Raw genomic sequence first — 18,103 nt, 5'->3', positions numbered from 1 at the left:
GCGTCACTGCTCCAGCAGGGTGCCGGGGTTGAGGCGCCCGGCGGGATCGAAGTGGCGGCTCAAGGCCTGCAGGGTGTCGATGGCCAGCGCGCCCTTCTCCCGCCGCAGGTACGGCGCATGGTCCTTGCCCACCCCGTGCTGGTGGCTGATGGTGCCGTGGTGATTGACGATGGTCTGGCTGGCGGCGTGCTTGAGGGCCTGCCAGCGCGCCAGGGTCGCCGGGTAGTGGGCGTCGGGGCGGAATACGTAAGTGGTGTAGATGCTCGACCCTTCGCCATAGACATGGGACAGGTGAGTGAACACATGCACCTGCTCGCCCTCGGCGGCCAGACCATCACGCAGGCTGCCCTCGATGCGTTGCAACAGGCGGTCAACGTTGCTCCAGTCGGTGGCGGTTTCCAGGGTGTCCACCAGATAGCCGGCGTTCCACAGGCTTTCGCGCAGGTAGGGAAAGCGAAAACGGTTCTGCGCCCACTTCTTGCCCAGCAACGTCCCGGTAAAGACCCCGCCAAACCCCTTGAGCTGGCGCCGGGCGTGACGCAGGGACAAGGCGTTCTGCTGGCGATTGCCGGTCACGCCGAAGGTCAGCAGGCACTTGCCCGGCCCCGCGCCGCGCAGGGCCAGGTATTTTTCCAGCCAGGCGATCTGCGTGGGATGGCCGGCCAGGGCCAATTGGGTTTCGGTCTCCAGGGCATTGGACAGGCGCAGCATCGACAGCGGCACCCGGGCCTGGGCCAGGGCGCGCACCGCTTGCAGCGCCTGGGTCCAGTCCGGCAGGAACACCCCGTAGAAGCGCTCGTCGTCCGGCAAGCGGCTGACCCTGACCTTGACCTCGGAAATGATCCCGAAGCGCCCTTCGCTGCCCAGTACCACTTCCCGCAGATCCGGCCCGGCCGCAGACGCCGGAAAGGTGGCGATGGGCATCGGCCCGGCAAAGGTCTCCAGGGTGCCCCCGGCGAACAGCTGCTCGATGCGCCCATAGCGCAGCGACTGCTGGCCACTGGAGCGGCTGGCCACCCAGCCCCCGAGGGTCGACAGCTCCCAGGACTGGGGGAAGTGCCCCAGGGTGTAACCCCGGGCCCGCAGCTGGCTCTCCACCTGCGGGCCACTGGCCCCAGGGCCGAAGGTCGCCAGCTGGCTGTCTTCGTCAAGGTCCAGCAGGCGGCTCATGCGCGCCAGGGACACCGTCAGCACCGGCCGCTCGGACCAGCCCGGATTGATGTGCCCGGCCACCGAGGTGCCGCCGCCGTAGGGAATCAGGCACAGGTCCCGGTCCTCGGCCAGGGCCAGCAACTGACGGATCTGCTCGGCGGTTTCCGGAAAGGCCACGGCATCCGGGTAGACCCCCAGCTCGCCTTCGCGCAGGGCCAGCCAGTCCGGCAGGCTCTGGCCGCGGGCATGCAGCAGGCGCTCCTGGGGATCAATGCAATACAGCGGGTGGGCAGCAAGGCGTGAGGCCGGCACCTTGGCCAGCGCCTGTTCCAGAGTCGCCTCCGGCAAGCGGCGCCCCGGGCCCAGGCGCTCGGCGAGAAACCCCGCGCCCTGGGCCGGCAATTCGACCACCGTGGATGCATCCCCCCAGCCGTTCCAGCGTCGCATACGTGTGTCCTTGTGCTGTTCTTATAGGTCTTGCTTCAGGCTCCCTATACTAGTGCGCGGCTGAACGCTGTCACGGTCGCATCGCGCCAGAGGATGTAGCCGATTGAGTCAGGCACAGGTGACATCCGGCGCCAGTTACCGAAGAATCCTCCCCTCCCCATCACAGGCTCGCTCCCATGCCGGCACCCCTGAAAACCTGCGCCCCGCTGTTCTGGTCCACCGACCTGGGCATCGACTACGGCGCGCCGACCTTGCACCTGCACGACTTGCTGCCCGTGGTGGGCGAGGAACACTCGGCCTTCTTCCAGCACCGGGACGGCATCCTGATCGGCGAAACCCTGCAACTGATCTGGTGCCCGCCGATTGCCGACCTCAATGGCTGGAACGAGCAGCCGTCGGAAATTGCCCTGAGCCAGCTGCTGCAGGTCCGGATCACCGGCCCGGCGCCCGAGCTGCCAGCACCACGCAATGCCATCCACCATGGCCGGCCGAGGTACCGCTTCCTGGTCCTGTCCTGCCAGCCGCTGCCGGCGGCCCTGCGCGCCCAACCGCTGGCACAGGACGCCTGGTCCATGCCCCTGATCGAGAGCAAACAGGGTAGCTGCCTGACCTGGGATGCCATCCACAACTGTGGTCGCGCCGAGGTCCAGGGGCTGATCTACCTCAGCGCCTACCGCCGCGACGAAACCTATATGGAAATCTTCCTCGAAGCAGTTGGCGAGCAACTGTTCGGGCTGTTTTCGGTGCACCTTGGCCCCGGGGGTGACGACTATGAATTGGGCCGCCGCGCCCTTGAAGGCGCAGAGTTGCGGGCCATCCGCCGCGCCCTGGACAGGGCCCAACCCTTGACGGATTCACAGGCCGCTTACCTGACGAGCTGAGCCCTACCGACAGCAAAAGAGCACTGAAAAAGACTAAGCAGCTGTTTTCAAACTCATTTTTTTGCTTTTGGGGCTTCACAGCCCGCGCAGAAATTGATAAATTTGCGCCCGTTCTTGCAGCGGCCCTCCCCGGACCGGCATTCAAAGCAAGTAACGTCGCAACAGCTACAGGGGCGTCGCCAAGCGGTAAGGCAGCAGGTTTTGATCCTGCCATGCGTTGGTTCGAATCCAGCCGCCCCTGCCATTTTTCTTCATGTTCATCCCCCCAGACTCCGTTCCAGCACCTCCAGCAATGCACTGACCTTGGGCAACCCCTGCCGGCTTTTCAGCCACAGCAGATGGATCGCCTGCCCTTCGCTGGCCCACTGCGGCAGCACTTCGACCAGGGTGCCTTGCGCCAGTTGCTGCTTGACCAGCCACGACGGCAACTGCGCGATGCCGTAACCGTCCAGCACGGTCATCAACAGCCCCTCGCCATCCCCCACCACGCAACTGGCGGACATGACCCGGCGCTCGCTCTCGCCCGGACGCCCGGTCGCAAAGTTCCAGGGGCTGACCCGGCCGTCCACCCAGCCATAGGCAATGCACTGGTGCCGTTCCAGGTCCTGGTCGGTCAGCGGCGTGCCATGGCGCCGCAAGTAATCGGGGGAGGCGCAGAACAGGTGCCACTCACGGCCCAGGCAGCGATGCCCCAGTGCCGCCGGCCACAGCTCCGAACCGCCGAGGCGCACGGCAATGTCCACGCCGGCTTCGAGGGGGTCGATGGCGGAATCGGAAAAGGTGATGTGCGGCTGCAAACCGGGGTGTTCCCGGGCAAACCGCAACACGGCAGCCAGTACCTGGGAGCGGCCAAAGGTCCCGGGCAGATCGATGCGCACCCGCCCCCGCAGCTCGGTGTGTTCCGCGTTCAGTGCCAGCTCGGCCTCTTCCAGATCGGCCAGCACACCGCTGCAGGTGCGGTAGAAAGCCGTCCCCGCGTCGGTCAGCGCCAGGCTTCGAGTGGTGCGCTGGAACAGCCGCGCCTGCAACCGCCCTTCCAGCCGGGCAATCGCCTTGCTGACGGCGGAAGCGGTGAGGTTGAGGCGCTCGGCCGCGGCCTTGAAGCTGCCGCAGTCGGCGACGCAGACAAATACATCGATCCCCTTCAAGCGCTCGGAAGAAAACATCGGTGCCTCGCATTCATGAATCTGATTCCATTCATTGGGTAAAAAACATCATAAAACAGAATCAGATTCCCCAGTAAGCTGGCTGGCATTCTTCCAAGACCCTGCTACAGACGATGAGGCACGGATGCTGCGCACCCTGAAAGGCTACCCAAAGGCGATCAACCTGCTGCTCACCGGCACCCTGGTGCTGACCCTGGCCCGGGCCATCACCCTGCCCTATCTGGTGATCTACCTGAACAGTGCTTTCGGCCTGCCGGTCAGCGACATCGGCCTGGTGATCGGCAGCAGCCTGATCCTCGGTTCGCTGCTGAGCCTGTATGGCGGATTCCTGGTGGACAGGACCCCCAGCCACCGCCTGATCCTCGGCTGCTGCGCGCTGTTCACCCTGGGTTTTGTCGGCACCTTCACCGCCCGCCAGCTGTGGCTGTTCTACCTGTGCCTGGTGCTGATCAACCTGGCCTACGCGGTGATCGACATCGCGATCAAGGCCGGCTTTGCCCAGCGCCTGCCGGTGGAGCAACGCAGCGAAGCCTTTTCGATCAAGTACACCCTGACCAACATCGGCTACGCCGTGGGCCCGTTTCTCGGCGCCGGGCTGGCGCACCTGAGTATCAGCCTGCCGTTCCTGATATCCGCCGCCCTGGGCGCCGGGTTCCTGGCAATCCACCACATCTGGGGCGACAGACAGCTGGATGCCGCTGGCGCCACAGCCACGCCGCTCTCCTTCCTGACCCTGGGCAAACAGCTGCTGCGGGACTACCGCCTGGTGTGCTTCACCCTTGGCGGCCTGCTCAGCGCCGTGGTCTTTGGCCAGTTCTCGGCCTACCTCTCGCAGTACCTGGTGGTTACCACGTCCCCGGAGGCCACCTACCGCATCATCAGCACCCTGGTGGCGACCAACGCCCTACTGGTGATCGCCTTGCAGTACAGCATTGGCCGCAGGATTTCCCCGCGCCATCTGAACCGCTGGCTGGCAACCGGGCTGGGGCTGTTCCTGCTGGGGATCAGCGGGTTTGGCCTGTCCACCAGCCTGCCGCTGTGGGTACTGTCGATGGTGGTGTTCACCCTGGGGGAAATCATCGTGTTTCCCGCCGAGTACATGTTCATCGACCTGATCGCCCCTGAGCCGTTGCGGGGCCTGTACTACGGGGCCCAGAACCTCTCCAGCCTCGGCGGCGCCCTGGGCCCGATACTCTGCGGCATGATCCTGGCCAGCCAGCCGGCGCACTGGATCTTCTACATGCTGGGAGCGTTCATAGTCGCCGGTGGGCTGTTCTACTGCCTGGGCGCGGCCAACTTGAGCCAGCCTGTAGCCAGGAAGGCGGTTTGAGGCTTGATCCTGTGCTGGCACGGCCAGCAGATTCACACCCGCCACCTTCCGCACGTTCCTCTTTGCACACCCAACAAAGAGGAATACCCGATGAAAAACACCGACCTCAGCCAACTCATCCTCAGCGACCACGCCCGCATCGAAGCCGCCATCAGCACCGGCGCCGCCTGGGAGGTGTGGTTTCAAGTGGAGTTTCTGATGCTGCTGCGTTCGGCCCATGTGGCCGCCGCCCGCGAAGTGCCCTATCCCAATCCGAATTCAGGCCTGCGCCTGGACGTGCTGGCCCAGCAAAACGGTGAGAACTACGCCATTGAGCTGAAGGTGGAAAGTGCCACCAACGCCGGCAACAAGCTGCTGGCCGAAACCCAGAAGGACATCGAAAAACTCACCAAGTACACCAGCCCCGTCGCGGCACGCTGGGCTGTGGCCGTGGGGTACAGCGACGTCGCCAAACGTGGCTTGCGGGACTTCGCCAACGCCCACAACACCCGGGTCATCTACCAGGAATCCGGCGCCATAGGCTGCATGATCGCCACGGTTTGACCACCCGCTGCAAAACGGCCCCGCCACGGCGGGGCCGTCGCTGCCCAGGGCTATACGCCCCCTGGGCAGCACCTTCCTCCCACGCCTTGCTACCACGAGAGAACCTTACAGCGTCAGTTGCCCACGCTCCTCATCGGTCAGGCGCGCCCGGGCCTGTTCGCTCAAGGGCCCGGCCCCCAGGACCTGCACCGGGCTGTCGGGGTTGTAGCCCGGGGTGCGGCTGGCTTCTTCGCGCTGGCGCTGCACCGGTTCGGAACCAAAGCCCAGCACTTCCACGGTGACGATGGACGCCCGGCCCTGCTTCGCTGCCGCCTGCTGATTGCGCGCCGCGTCCTCCGCTGCCTGGGACGCCGCCGAGCCTGCGGCACTGGCCGAGCTCATGGCGCCGGTGTTGACCGCCGCCGTGACCGGCACCCCGGACGACTTGCCCTGGGTCTGGATGTTCGCCGCGTTGACCACCCGCAGTGCAGCGATGTTGACGTTGCCCGAGACCCGGATACCCGCCTCGCCGGCATCGATGGTGCCCAGGGGCGCGATCAGGTCGATGTCGCCGGCCGCCACCTCGGGAATCGGGTTGAGGGTGGCGATCCCGGCCCCGGTGCTGGGCACCGACGGTGACAGGCTGACGTTGCCCCAGGTGTCGTAGACCCGCTTGGGCGGGGTGTAGACCACGGTGGTCTTGGAGCCCCGGCCGGCGTTGATGTCGCCCGCCGCCGACCAGCCCATGATCGAGCCGCCGAAGGTGGTCATGATCCGGCTCTGGCCCAGGAGGATGCTGCCCAGGGAGTACAGCTGGATGTCCCCCGCGCCCTGGGTGATGACCCCGGCCGAGGCCGGCGGCGCCGTGCCTTCGATGCCGAAGGTCTGGTGGCCGCCCGGGGTCAGCATCTGGATATTGCCGCCAAAATCGGTGTGCACCCCGGCGCCGCCGAACAGGGTGATATCGCCCTTGTAGGTGATCGGGTTACCGGCCACATCGGTACTCGGGAACAGCCCGGCAATCGCCGCCCGGCCCCGGGCATAGCTGCCCTGGCGTATCCCGCCGTCCTGGGTGTACTCGCGGCCGGCGGCCTTGAGCTCGGCAAAATACACCTCCCGGGCAAACACCCGCTGCTGCTCCGCCGGCAAGGCCGCGTAGTAGGCCCGGGCCTGGGCGCTGTCGCCGACAAAATCGAAGCGCTGCGCCAGCCAGTCCACCAGCTCACCCTCGTAGGTCTTGGCCACCTTGCCCGCCGAGAGGCTTTCGCCAGGCTGAGCCAGGCGGCTCGGGTCCAGATAGGCCTCGACAAAGCGTCGATAATCCGGGCCGCTGGCACCGACCCCGGCCTGCATCACGATGCTCGCCCCGGGACGGCTGTCCCCCGCCGCCACGGCGCCGAGGCTGGTGACGCTGACCCGATCTTCCATGAGGATGTTGCGCCCCGCGGTCAGCTCCAGGGTCCCGGGGCCGGCAACGTTGAAGCTGCTGTAGAGGATGTCGCGCCCGGCACTGGCGATGGAGATGTCGCTGGGGTTGTGGTGCACGAACAGGTTGCCGCTGAAGGTGTATTCGCCATAGGTGCTGTTGCCGCCCTTGGCCCCGCCAAGACCGGTGCCGCTGCTGACGATGTCCTGGCCGGCCTTCATCCAGACCGCGCCACCGCCTTCATAGTAGGTCTGCCCCAGGCGTGGGTCGGACGCCGTGGTGAGGGTCAGGACGCGGCCGCTGCTGACCCCCAGCAAGTCGCCGTTGATGGCATAGAACCGCGACGGCTCGGTGTTGCCCGCCCACTGGTTGGTCGCCGTGTTGGGGCCGAAGGCAAACAGCGGGAACACCCCGCCGCGGGCTCGGTTGCCATCGGCGGAGAGATTGCCGCTGGCCGCCAGGGGAATCCCTTCCAGGGTCGCGCTGGTGGCCATGAAGGCTGGGTGCTCGGGGGTCGCCAGCGCCTGCGCCGAGGCGCTGGAGCGGCTGACGGTCAACTCGCCACCGTAGATCGAGTCACCGGCCAGCAGCTGCAACTGACCGTTCAGCGAAGGCGCCAGCACCAGTGCCGCCGGAACCACCGCCGCCCCCGCCTCATACAGGCTGGATTGGCCGTAGTAGAGGCTGCCGCTGGCCGCCACGGCGCGCAGGGTCGGCGGGTAGACGGTGGCCATGTCGGTTTCCGTGCCCCTGGTCAACGGCGTGAGGTTGCCCCCGGCCGAGTACAGGTCGATGGCGCTGCGCTCGGTCCACAAGGAGAACCAGCTCTGGCCGATGCCGGTGGCCCCGCTGGCGCCCTGGTAGGCCCAACCATTGGCCAGGGGGGCGCGCCCGGGGTCGGCCACGGTCTGCAGCACCAGGTCGCCACGGGTCGACAGGCTGAAGGTGGCATCGCCCGGCATCAGGGTCATGCCGCCTGCGGCCACCGCCAGGGTCGCCCGCTGCGGCTCGAAGGCCCGGGTTTCGCTGCGGCTCTGGTCCGCCGCCTGGGCGCCGTAGTGCAGGTTCAGGCTGCCCAGGGCCGCGCTGCTCAGTTGCGCATGGCCGCGCAGGTTCACCAGGGCGCCGTTGAACACGCCAAAGCCGACCTGGCTGTAGGGGTTGACCTGCCCACCGACGCGCAGGGTCAGGTCGCCACCGCCGGTCACTTGCCGGCTGCCATCGGCGGCCACCCGGCCGGTGCTGCCCACCGCCAGGATCAGCCCGGTGCTGCGCGGGTTGACGTAGCTGGCGTAGATCGGCGCTGCCATGGGCGCCAGGGCGCCGGCATCACCGCCGACCTCGACCTCCAGGTTGCCGCCGCCCAGGGTGCCGAAGCCGGTGAAGCCGACCATCTGATCGGCGCCGCCGGCGCTGTTGGCGGTGTAGGTGCCGAAGTTGATCCACCAGGCGGTGTCCCGCGCCACGCCGCCGCTCAGGTCGTTGCCCTGGCGCCACAGCCAGTTGCCCACGTTGCTGGAGTCGTTGCCGGTGTCGCTGGCCACCGGGCGGCCCGGGGGCAGTTGGTTGGGCAGGGTCACGATATTGCCGCCGAGGTTCGCCCCGACCTTGATCCGCAGGTTGCCACCGCCGTCCGGGTACCAGGCCCGGTAGACACTGCCAGCGCCACCGTCCACCAGGGACTCGTAGCCGCCAGCGACGTTGTTCAGCACTTTCTGGCCGTTGCCTCCCCGCGCCAGGTTGTAGGGATCGCTGGCCGAGGTGGCACTGGAGGAGGTGCCGGCGGTGTACACGCCGAACAGCGAATCCATGCTCAGGTTGCCCGCCGCCAGCAGGTCGAGGTCGGCGGCACCGGTGCGCACGACGCTAAACCGGGTGCTGCTAGGCACCAGGGTGTAGGAATCGCCAACGGCGCAGTAGCTGGGGGTGTTATCACACAGCGCAGGGTCACCGAACTCGTCGAAGTTGACCGGCTGGCCGACCATGCTGTCGTCGCCGAAGAAGTCCAGGGAGCCCTCTTCGGTCCAGACATACTGCGCCTGGCCGAACATCCCGTAATGGCTGTCCGCCAGATGCAGGTTGCCGGCCGTGGGCTGGCTCTGCAGCACGCGGCTGTCGGCCGCCGCGGTGTCGGCCCCGGCCACCAGGCGCAGGGACCAGGACTGTGCACCCTCTGTCAGCATCGGCGCGATGGCCCAGAGCTTGCCCTGGCGCCCGCCGTTTTCCGGCCGCAACAGCACCGAGGCCACCCCGCCCGGCAGCTTGATATCGGTGCCCGAAGGAATCAGCGCCCCACGGGACAGGTCTTTGCCACCGTCGAGCACCACCAGGTTACGCGCCCCGGCTACGCCCGGCAGGGGCACGCCCTTGGGCCAGGTCAGGGCATTCACCGCGGTATTGGCGGTCAGCAGGGTGCCGGCCTCCAATACACTGCCCGGGCTCAGGGTCAGGCTCTGGTTCAACAGGGTGCCGGCGGCGAACAGCAGCGTACCGTTGCTGTCGCGCACCGCGGCGGCCAGCACCGTGCCCGCCGGCAGCACCAGGCTCTCGCTGAGGGTTGCCGCCACTGGCAGGCGCGTGCCCTGCGGCAGGGTCAGGGCCTTGATCGGCAAGTCGTAGTTGAGGGTGCTGCCACCGGGGAACAGGGTGCCATCGGCCAGGGACAGGCCGCCCCCCGGAATCACGATATCGCCACCGGTGAAGTCGATGCCGGCCCGCAAAATCCAGCCGTTGTCGTCATCGGTGCCCGGCGGCGGCGCGAAACCATCGTTGATGCTGCCGTAGACGTTCAGGTCGCCACCGGCGCGCAGGCTCAGGCTGCCCACTTCACCGGAGCCGTAGACGTTGTCGTCCTTCTGGGTGTGGGGGTTGAGGCTGGCGTAACGGTAACCGGACAGGTCCAGGTCGCCCTGCACCACCAGGTCGCCGTCGGCGGTCTTGCTGACGATCTGCACCCCGGGCCGCAAGTGCAAGGCATCGGCGTAGGTGGCGTTGTTCAGGCCGGCCAGCTTGTTGTGCAGCAGGTCGTTGTTCTGCAGCGCAGCGTTGATAAAGGCAGTGCTTTGCAGGTGCTTGGCATCCAGGTAGGCCTGGGTGATCTCCTGGTAAGGACGCCCGCTGGCGGTGGCGTCGGTTTTTTCCGTGGCATCGTCGTAGCTGATCATGCCGTTGACCGCGATCGAGCGCGCACCCTGGATATCCAGGCGGCCACGGGCATCGATGTCGATGTCATTGCTGCTCTGGTCCGCCTGGACGATCCGCGGCGCGTTCAGCTCCAGGGTGCCGCGGCTGCGGCCGTCGTTCTGCCCCGGGGCGCTGCCCGACGCCACATCGGTGCCGTGGCGCAGGTCGATGCGTGCGCCGTCGGCCAGGGTCAGGCGGCCCTGGCCCGAGCTCAGGACCACGCTGGCGCGGTTCGGCGAGTCGATGATCTTGCCGAAGCTGTCGACTCGCAGCGTGCTGCCGTGGGCGTCCAGCAGCGCGCCGCTGTCCAGGTTCAGGCCCTGGCTGGCCGCCAGGTTGATGCTGCCGACCCGAGCGCCACTGGCGTCCACCCGCCCGGTGACTCGCAGGCTGCCGTGGTCCAGCGAGACGTTGACGCTGCTGGCCTTGACCCCGTCGCCAATGCTCAGGTCGCCCTGCTTGAGCTGGAAGCTGCGGGCGCCAAAGACCTGCCCCTGGTTCAGGCGCTGGTTGAGGGCGGCGAACTGCTCGTCCAGGCTGCCGCTGCTGCCCAGGTGCTGGGCCTGGATTTCCACCGCGCCGCCGAGGAACGGCACCAGGGTGCCACCGGCATCGTACTGGCCACTGCTGCCGCCGAGGATGCTGCCCGCCAGGTCGACCCGCCCGGCCGCGCTGTCCAGCGCCACCACCCGCAGCTTGCCGGCCTGGTTGTGGCTGGCCGAAAGATCAATGGTCGAGCCGGCCCCCTGCAGCACGTTGCCGCTGCGACTTTGCAACAGCACTTCGCCGCCGGCGCCGTATCGGGTCAGGTCGTTGAACGCGATGGCGCGACCGGCCACATCGACCCGCGCCGCGTCGGTCAGCAGCACATCGCCACGGGCGCCCAGGGTCACCTTGCCGCTGGGCAGGACCACGGCGCTGGCCAGACGGATGCTGTCGCCCTGCAGGGACAGTTCCGCGCCCTGGCCATTGGCCGCGCCACGGGGGCCCGCCGAGGCACCGATGTCGATGGCGCCACCGGCAGTTATGCGGTTCACCGAGCCGGCCTCGCCAGTCATCAGCGGGGTGAGGATATTCAGGTTGCCACCACTGTAGGCAAAGCCGCTGAGCGGGTCGAAGGCGCCCTGGCTCTGGTAGACCGCCAGGCTGCCCTTGTGGTTGGCGGTGATGCGCTGGCTGGCATTCAGGTTGACGTTGGCAAAGCCCAGGGCCAGGCGGTCGAAGCTCTGGGTGGTGCTGGGCTGGGCGAAGGCGCCGTAGCCGAACTCGATGCGCTCGGCGTCGATCGCAAGGCGCCCGCTGCCGGTCCCGGCCCCTCCGGCCACCACCGCCCCGGCCGGGGTCACGGCGCCCTGCCAGATCAGGTTGGCGGTGTGGATGCTGGCCACGTCATTGGCCCCGCCCGCGCCGTAGATCGCCGGAGTGGAGAGCATCAGGTTGCTCAGCAGCGACTTGCCGCTCAGCGGGTCGTAGGTGTCCAGGGTGGCGCTGCCGTAGAAGTTGAAACCGTCCCGCGCCGAGAGCTGCAGGGTCTCCAGGGCCGGCGCACCGAACTGGGTGTCGCCGCGCAGCAGGCGGTCCAGTACCTGCTGGGTCAGGGTCATGCCACTGGGCAGGCGGTTGCCCGCCGCCGCGGCCGCCAGGGCTTCGGGGCTGCCGACATTGATGTTGTTCAGGCCCAGGTTCAGGTGGCGGGTGCCGTAGCGCACCTGATCACCCAGTTCGAAGGTGTTGTCGGTCAGGGCGACGATGCTGCCGTCGGAATACAGCGCGGTCTGCCCGCTGCAGGGCGCGCTGGCGCAGGAACCGACCTTGATGCCGCCGCTGCTTTGCCCGCCGGCCTGGACCTTGCTGATGACATTGAGCAGGCCATTGGACACCGCCAGCATATTGGCCACCTGGTAGGTGAAGCCGTCCCGGGCGTCATAGCTGGCCTTGCCGCGACCCAGGGTGTTGATCGAGGCACCCTGCTCCAGGACGATCTCGCCGCTGTTGCTCACCAGGAAGACTTCCGGCGCGGCCAGGGTCACGCCTTCGCGCAAGGTGATAGAGCCCTTGGGCGTGTTGATGCCTTCGGCCAGGGTGATGTAGTTGCCGCCCTGGCCGTATTTGACCAGCGTCAGGCCACCGAGCATCAGCCGCGCCGCGCCCAGGGTATTGAGGCTGTCCGCGTCCAGGGTGACGCCGCTGAAGCCGCTGGTGGCCGACTTGCCGCTGGTCACCACTTCAATGCCGCCGCTGCCCATGTTCAAGATCGCCACGGTGCCGCCGTAGCCGCCCTGGGCGGCGTCGAAGCGACCGATGCCGCGGAAGGAGAAGGCCTCCGCCCCGGCCCCCGCTTGCAGCGCCAGCTTCAGGGTCTTGGCGTCCACCGGCAGCATCGGCCGGGGCACCCCGAGGCGTGCCGCATCGGCCAGGGCGAACTGGGCGTAGCCGGTTTCGTTGTACTGGGAATAACGCCGCAGGGTATCGGCCGAGGTCAGGATCAACTGGCTGGCCACGCTGTTGCTGATCCCGGTGTTGGCGATCGACAGGCGCCCGGCGGTGGACCAGGAGCCATTGCGCAGCTGCTGGGCCGCGCTTTCGCTGCCAAGCCCGGCCAAGCCGTTGATTTCGACGCGAAAGGCCCCCGGCATCAGCGCATAGGTGGACGGCATCAGGGTGTAGGTGCCCGCCGCCAGCCCCGGCACGCCACTGCCGATGGTGATCTGCTGACCGATCAACGGGTCCACCGCGCCGCCTTCCGGGGCCACCGGCGCATAGCCTGGCTGTGCCCCGGGGACAATGGCGTAGATCGGGTTGCTGCCCAGGCCCGGCAGGATGAAGCTGCCGTTGGCGCCGATCTGCACCAGCGGGCTGTAGCGCGCATCGGTGGAACCGCCGCGCCCGGAAATGAACCCGGCCCCCAGCAGCTCGCCGCCACCGGACAGGTCCACGGTGGCATTGGGTTGCACCTGCACCGACTGGCCCCCGAGGATCACCCCGACGCTCAGGTCGCTGTTCTCATTCACCAGGGCGCCCTGGCCGAGGAAGGTCACGGTCTTGCCGTTGTACTTGTAGACCTGACCGTCGACGGTGCCGCCGTAAGGCAATACCAGGCCCTTGCCGCTGACCGAGGTCAGGCTGCCGGGCAGCAACTCTACCTGGCTGGCGCCCAGGTTGCCGATCTCGATCAGGCCCAGGGGCGCACGGATCACCCCGCCCTGCTTGATGGTGGCCGCGCCCAGTTGCAGGCGGCCGAAGGCCGAGTACGGCACCGCCGGGTCGCCATTTCCGGTGCGGCCGATGGTCAGGGTACGGCTGGGGTCGAAGTTGATGCGGGTGCCGGAGATATCGTTGAGGTAACCGGCAATCACCCGGGCCCCGACCTCGGTGGCCGGGTACAGCTGCGCGGCCCGCAGGGTCATGTCGCCCTGGGTCAGCAGCTGGGTGCTGATGCCCTTGGCGATCACATCGGCACCGGCCCCGGCGAGGAAACGCATATCGCCCTGGCTGGTCAATTGCACATGGTCGAAGCCACGGCGCTCGACGCTCAGCAGGCTGTTGTCGGCCTGGCGCAAGGTGCCCTTGCTGCCGAACACCACGTTGCCGCGCACATCGATCAGGTTGGCGCTGGCGTTGAACTGGGCCTGGGTGGCCCGTTGCGACGGCGTGCCGGTGGACACCGGCCGCAGGTACTGATCCTTGGCTTCCAGGGGCGCGAGGATGCCCGCCAGCAACAGGTAGGGCGCCGACAGATTGACCCGGGCGTTGGCCGCGGCACTCTCGCTCAGGTTCAGCGCGCCGCTGTACAGGCGCAGGCTCTGGCCCATGTTCAGCGACACATCGCCGTCGAAGCTCAGCAGGCCGTTGCTCAGCAGCGCCAGATTGTCGAAACCGCCAGCCGTGACCTGATCCACCCCGAGACGGCCATGGCCGTACTCCAGGCTGGCGGCTGCGGCGTCGGCGCTGGCGGGTAGCCCACTGCCCTGGTGGATCTGGCTCAGCACCAGCTCCCGCGCCTTGAGCACCCGGTCGTTGACCGCGTTCTTGATGTAGTACGGGCTTTCCAGGGCCAGGGACAAGGTGCCCCCCGCCGCGCCGGCGCCCCCGGCCCGGGCGACGAAGCTGCCGTCCAGGTACAGGCCGTTGTTGGAGGCGAAGCTGATGCTGCCACCGTTGCTGGCCACCTGCACCCGGCCCTGGCCGGGAATGTCCAGGGCCGCCTGGGCCCCGGAAGCGTCAAGACGCGCACCGTCGCGCACCACCACAAACAGGTCGCTGGCCTTGGCAATGCCGCTGGCCAGGTCGATCTCGCCGCCGATGGCGATCTTGCCGCCATTGCGCACCTGACCGTAAAGGCGGCCACGGTTGTCCACCGCGCTCACCGCCCGCGCCGCCACGTCGATCAGCGCCTGCTCGCCGACCCAGATCGAACGCCCGTGGCCGGCGGCATTGGCGGCCTCGGAACTGGCCACGGTCAAACCACCGAGGCTGACGCTACCGCCCCAGGCATTGAGGGTGCCGTTCATCGTCAGTTGACCGACGCTGCGCAGGTTGATGGCCTGCCCCGGGTCGACACTGATCACCGCGCCCTGCCCCACGGTCAACGCCGTGGTGGCCAACTGGGCAGCCGTGGAGTACTGATTGCCGGCGCTCAGGGTCAACCCGGCGCCACGGCGCTGGGTCAGCACGCCTTTGGCCGCGTCTTGCTGGTACAGGTCCGGCAGCCAGGGCTGCAGAACGCTGGCCGGATCGCTGCCAGTGGCACTGCTGCCAGCCTGGGCTCCGAAGCGGTAGACCGGCATCTTGACCTCGACCTGGGCGCCGTCGGCCACCGTCAGGCCTTCATTGCCGGTGATGTCGTAGGCACCGAAACCCTTGTTGAAGAAGTCCCCCGCCAGTTGCAAGGTTCCGGCTTGCGGGGCCACGTCCTTGGCGCCGATCAGCACCTTGTGCGCCTGCAGGGCCAGGGTGCCGCCACCGTTGACACCATGGCCGCGCAGCTCGCCCTTGAGGTCGAGCTGGCCGTCGGCGGCCAGGGTCACGTCGCCGCCCTTGCCACCGCTGGCCTTACCGTCATAGCCGAGGCTGGCGCCGGAGCTGGCATCCACCAGGGTGCCGTTGCCCAGGTTGAGGTCGCCGCTGCTGCGCAACGACAGCTTGCCACCGTTGATAAAGGCCAGGCCGCTGCTGTCCGACGGGTCCAGGGCCAGGTTGCTCCAGCGTCCGCTGACATCCAGCTTGACCCCATCGGCCACATTGACCCGGGCCTGGGCGCCGCCGCTGGGCGCGAGGATCACATCGCCGACCACAAAGTTGCGGTTCACATCCACCTGGTTCAGCACGTTGCCGGCGTTGATGCTGCCGCCGTGGGCCGTGAGGTTGGCGTTGAGCTGGACCTGGGGGCCGAACAGAGTGATGTCGCCACCGTGCGCCACCTGCAGCGCGCCGTTGACCTGAATCTGCTGTTTGGCGCCGACCTTGATCGCCCCCAACTGGAAGCCGTTGAGGGTGTCGCTGTCGAGCACCAGCTGGCCCTGGCGGTTGGCCGGCAGGGCTGTGGTGAGGTCCAGGCCGTCGGCAATCTGCTGCTGGTTGGCCTCGATCAGCACCTTGTCCACGGTCGGGCTCAGGGCATAGCGCAGGGTGCCGCTGGCCTTGTTGTAGATCGGCGTGTAGTTGCCAATGATCAGTTGCGCGCGCTGGGCCGCGGCCTTGTGCGATTGCTGGTAGCCGTCGAGGTTGACGTTGGGCGCCTGGGTCTGGCGGTCGCCCTTGAACACTTCGCTGACCAGCTGGCCTTCAAGCACTGCATTGCCGGTGCCGATCACCAGCTTGCCGGCGTCGCGGCCGACGCTGTAGCCGGCCTCGTAGCGGCGCTGCTGGGCAATCAGCGGGTTGTAGTAGTAATCGGTGCGGCCCCAGCGCGGGCTGCTGTCCACGTAGCCCTTGTAGATGCCGGTGTAGAGCAAATCCCCCGGGGCTCGGGACAGCTCGTAAAGGCGCCCGTCAACGCCCTTGAGCCAGGTCTGCTGGATATAGCCGGCCTGCACGTCGACGGTGCCGCCGGACAGGTTCAACTGGGCCCCGGACTGGGTCACCACCTCCTTGCCGGTGAAGGTCAGGGTGCCGCCCTGGGCCATCCACTCGCCAATGTTGTGGCCCTGGGTGCCCAGGTAGCCGCCCACTTCCAGCAGGCCGCCGGCGGTGTACCAGCGATCAGTGGCATAGCCGTTGGTGCCCGCCGGAACGAACACCAGCTCGCGCAGGTCGACCCAGACGTCGTTGTTGATCAACTGGCCGCTGTCGCGGTTGCCCGCCGAGTCGCGCTGCTCGTTGCCCTGGACGTTGATCTTGATGGTGTTGGACTCCATCGCCACCTTGACCCCGACCGCGCCGGCCACGTCGATCACCGCGCCGTCGCGCACCAGACTGCGCTGCCCGGCACTGACCGCCACCTGACCACCGGTGGCCAGGGTGATGGAGCCGTTCTGAAAATCCACGGTGCCGCCGCTGACGATCTCCACCCGCGACTGGTCGCTGCGGTCGGCCACGCTGCTCAAATTGTTGAACTGCCCGGTGATCAGGTTGGTCGGGGTGCCGTCGAGGTTGATCAGACCATTGTTGCGCTGGCTGTCCAGGGCGGTGTTGCCACTGCTGTCCAGCAGGATCGCGGTGGTGCTGCCCTGCCCCAGGGTCACGCTGCCGGTGCTGTCGCTGGCGGCGTTGAGCAAATGGAGGGTGCCGCGGGTGTCCACCGAGGTGCTGGCCAGGGCCACGCCGTTCTGTTGCACCCGGTGCCCGGTCAGGGTGATGTCGCCGGTGGACGCCATGATCAGGCCAGTGTTGCTGACCGTGCCCGCCGTGCTGCCGGGCTTGAGCGAGGTGGCGACCTCGTTGCCCCGTGTCGTCGAGTGCTGGTTGCCGCTGGTGCCGACCCCGCGGCGGATGTAGAAACTGTCGCCGGCAGCCAGGGTGGTCTGGCCCTTGGCGGTGACGATGGTGCCGGCGTTTTCCACTTCCGACCCCAGCAGCAAGGCGTAGCCGCCAGACTCGGTGGAGCTGGCCGCCGGGTGGGTCTGGATCAGCGCGCCGCGCTGCACCTGGACCTTGCCCAGGGCATCGGTGAAGGTCGGCTGGGTGCCGTTGGCGTCCACATAAAGGCCTTGCTTGGTGAACTGCTCGTCGCTGATGGTGGCCGCAGCCGCCACCAGGTTGCGCACGTTGACCTGGCTGGTGCCGCTGAAGATCACCCCGTTGCGGTTCATGATCATCACCGTACCGGCGCCCTTGATCTGGCCCTGGATCTCGCTGGGCCGACCGTTGGGGTCGTTGACCTTGTTCAGCAGCGCCCAGTTGGACTGCTGCTGGAAATCCACGGTGGTGTTGCGCCCGACGTTGAAGGTCTCCCAGTTGAGGATGGCTTTGTCGGCGGTCTGTTCGATGGTCACCGTGGTCTTGCCGCCGGACTGGCTCTGCACCGGACCCTTGGCGTTGATCCAGCCCTGGGCCAGGCTGTTGTCGACCTTGAGCCCGCCCTGGCCGAGGCCATCGGGAATCTGGCTCACCGTGCCGAACGCCGCCTGACGCGCTGCGGCCTGGGCCGCCTGCTGGGCGGCAATGGCGGCGACGCTGGCGTTGAGATTGCTCAAGGAACGCTGCAACTGCTGGTTGGCCCGGGTCTGCTGGGACAACGACGGAATCCCCGGCACCTGGCCGTTGGTGCGCGCGGCGGTGGCGGCCTGGGACGCGCCCTTGGCGGCAAACCAGCCGGAACTGAAGGCCGTGGCGCCATGGGCACTGCCCGCCACCATCAGCAAGGCAATGGCCTGGGCCAGGGGCTTGAGCCGCAGGCTCGGCAACTCGCCATCAAGGCGCAGGGCTGGGGATTTGACCGGTGGTTTGCAGCGAACCATGACTACTCATCCTTTGTTATGACGCCCACGGGAGCGCGACGCTGATAGGGCCCAGGGCACGCGTCACTGCTTTAGGGGATAGGCCGTTGGCGCGGGGC

At 67.6% G+C, this 18,103-nt stretch carries 6 protein-coding genes and 1 tRNA gene; 4 read left to right on the top strand and 3 right to left on the bottom strand.

The features are described from left to right. Positions 1 to 3 precede the first annotated feature (3 nt). Complete coding sequence (locus KHO49_RS30545) at positions 4 to 1,599, bottom strand: FAD-binding oxidoreductase (RefSeq protein WP_213666454.1); 1,596 nt, start codon at positions 1,597 to 1,599, stop codon at positions 4 to 6. A gap of 176 nt (positions 1,600 to 1,775) precedes the next feature. On the opposite strand from KHO49_RS30545, the gene KHO49_RS30540 reads away from it, so the two are divergent. Then, positions 1,776 to 2,480, top strand: coding sequence for a hypothetical protein (locus tag KHO49_RS30540; protein ID WP_213666453.1), 705 nt, complete (start codon positions 1,776 to 1,778; stop codon positions 2,478 to 2,480). 169 nt (positions 2,481 to 2,649) lie between these two features. Further along, positions 2,650 to 2,724: transfer RNA gene (locus KHO49_RS30535), tRNA-Gln, on the top strand. Positions 2,725 to 2,737: 13 nt separating this feature from the next. On the opposite strand, the gene KHO49_RS30530 is transcribed toward KHO49_RS30535, so the two are convergent. Further along, positions 2,738 to 3,646, bottom strand: coding sequence for a LysR family transcriptional regulator (locus KHO49_RS30530; RefSeq protein ID WP_102879122.1), 909 nt, complete (start codon positions 3,644 to 3,646; stop codon positions 2,738 to 2,740). 124 nt (positions 3,647 to 3,770) lie between these two features. Between KHO49_RS30530 and KHO49_RS30525 the strand changes: the two genes are divergently transcribed. Together KHO49_RS30525 and KHO49_RS30520 are read left to right on the top strand one after the other, a co-directional pair. Beyond that, positions 3,771 to 4,976, top strand: a complete 1,206-nt coding sequence (locus tag KHO49_RS30525; RefSeq protein ID WP_213666452.1) for an MFS transporter — start codon at positions 3,771 to 3,773, stop codon at positions 4,974 to 4,976. A 90-nt stretch (positions 4,977 to 5,066) separates the two neighbouring features. Beyond that, the gene (locus KHO49_RS30520) at positions 5,067 to 5,519 is read left to right on the top strand and encodes a hypothetical protein (protein ID WP_110596895.1); all 453 of its coding nucleotides are present in this window, start codon (positions 5,067 to 5,069) and stop codon (positions 5,517 to 5,519) included. 105 nt (positions 5,520 to 5,624) lie between these two features. Here KHO49_RS30520 and KHO49_RS30515 read toward each other — a convergent pair whose 3' ends face one another. Continuing rightward, positions 5,625 to 18,005: a filamentous hemagglutinin family protein gene (locus KHO49_RS30515; RefSeq protein WP_213666451.1), complete on the bottom strand. Its 12,381-nt coding sequence runs from the start codon at positions 18,003 to 18,005 to the stop codon at positions 5,625 to 5,627. Positions 18,006 to 18,103: the final 98 nt, after the last annotated feature.

Source organism: Pseudomonas sp. RC4D1 (assembly GCF_018390395.1).
Taxonomy (GTDB): Bacteria; Pseudomonadota; Gammaproteobacteria; order Pseudomonadales; family Pseudomonadaceae; genus Aquipseudomonas; species Aquipseudomonas danubii.
The sequence above is the reverse complement of the archived record's forward strand: the minus strand, read 5'-3'. Positions and strand labels throughout refer to the sequence as shown.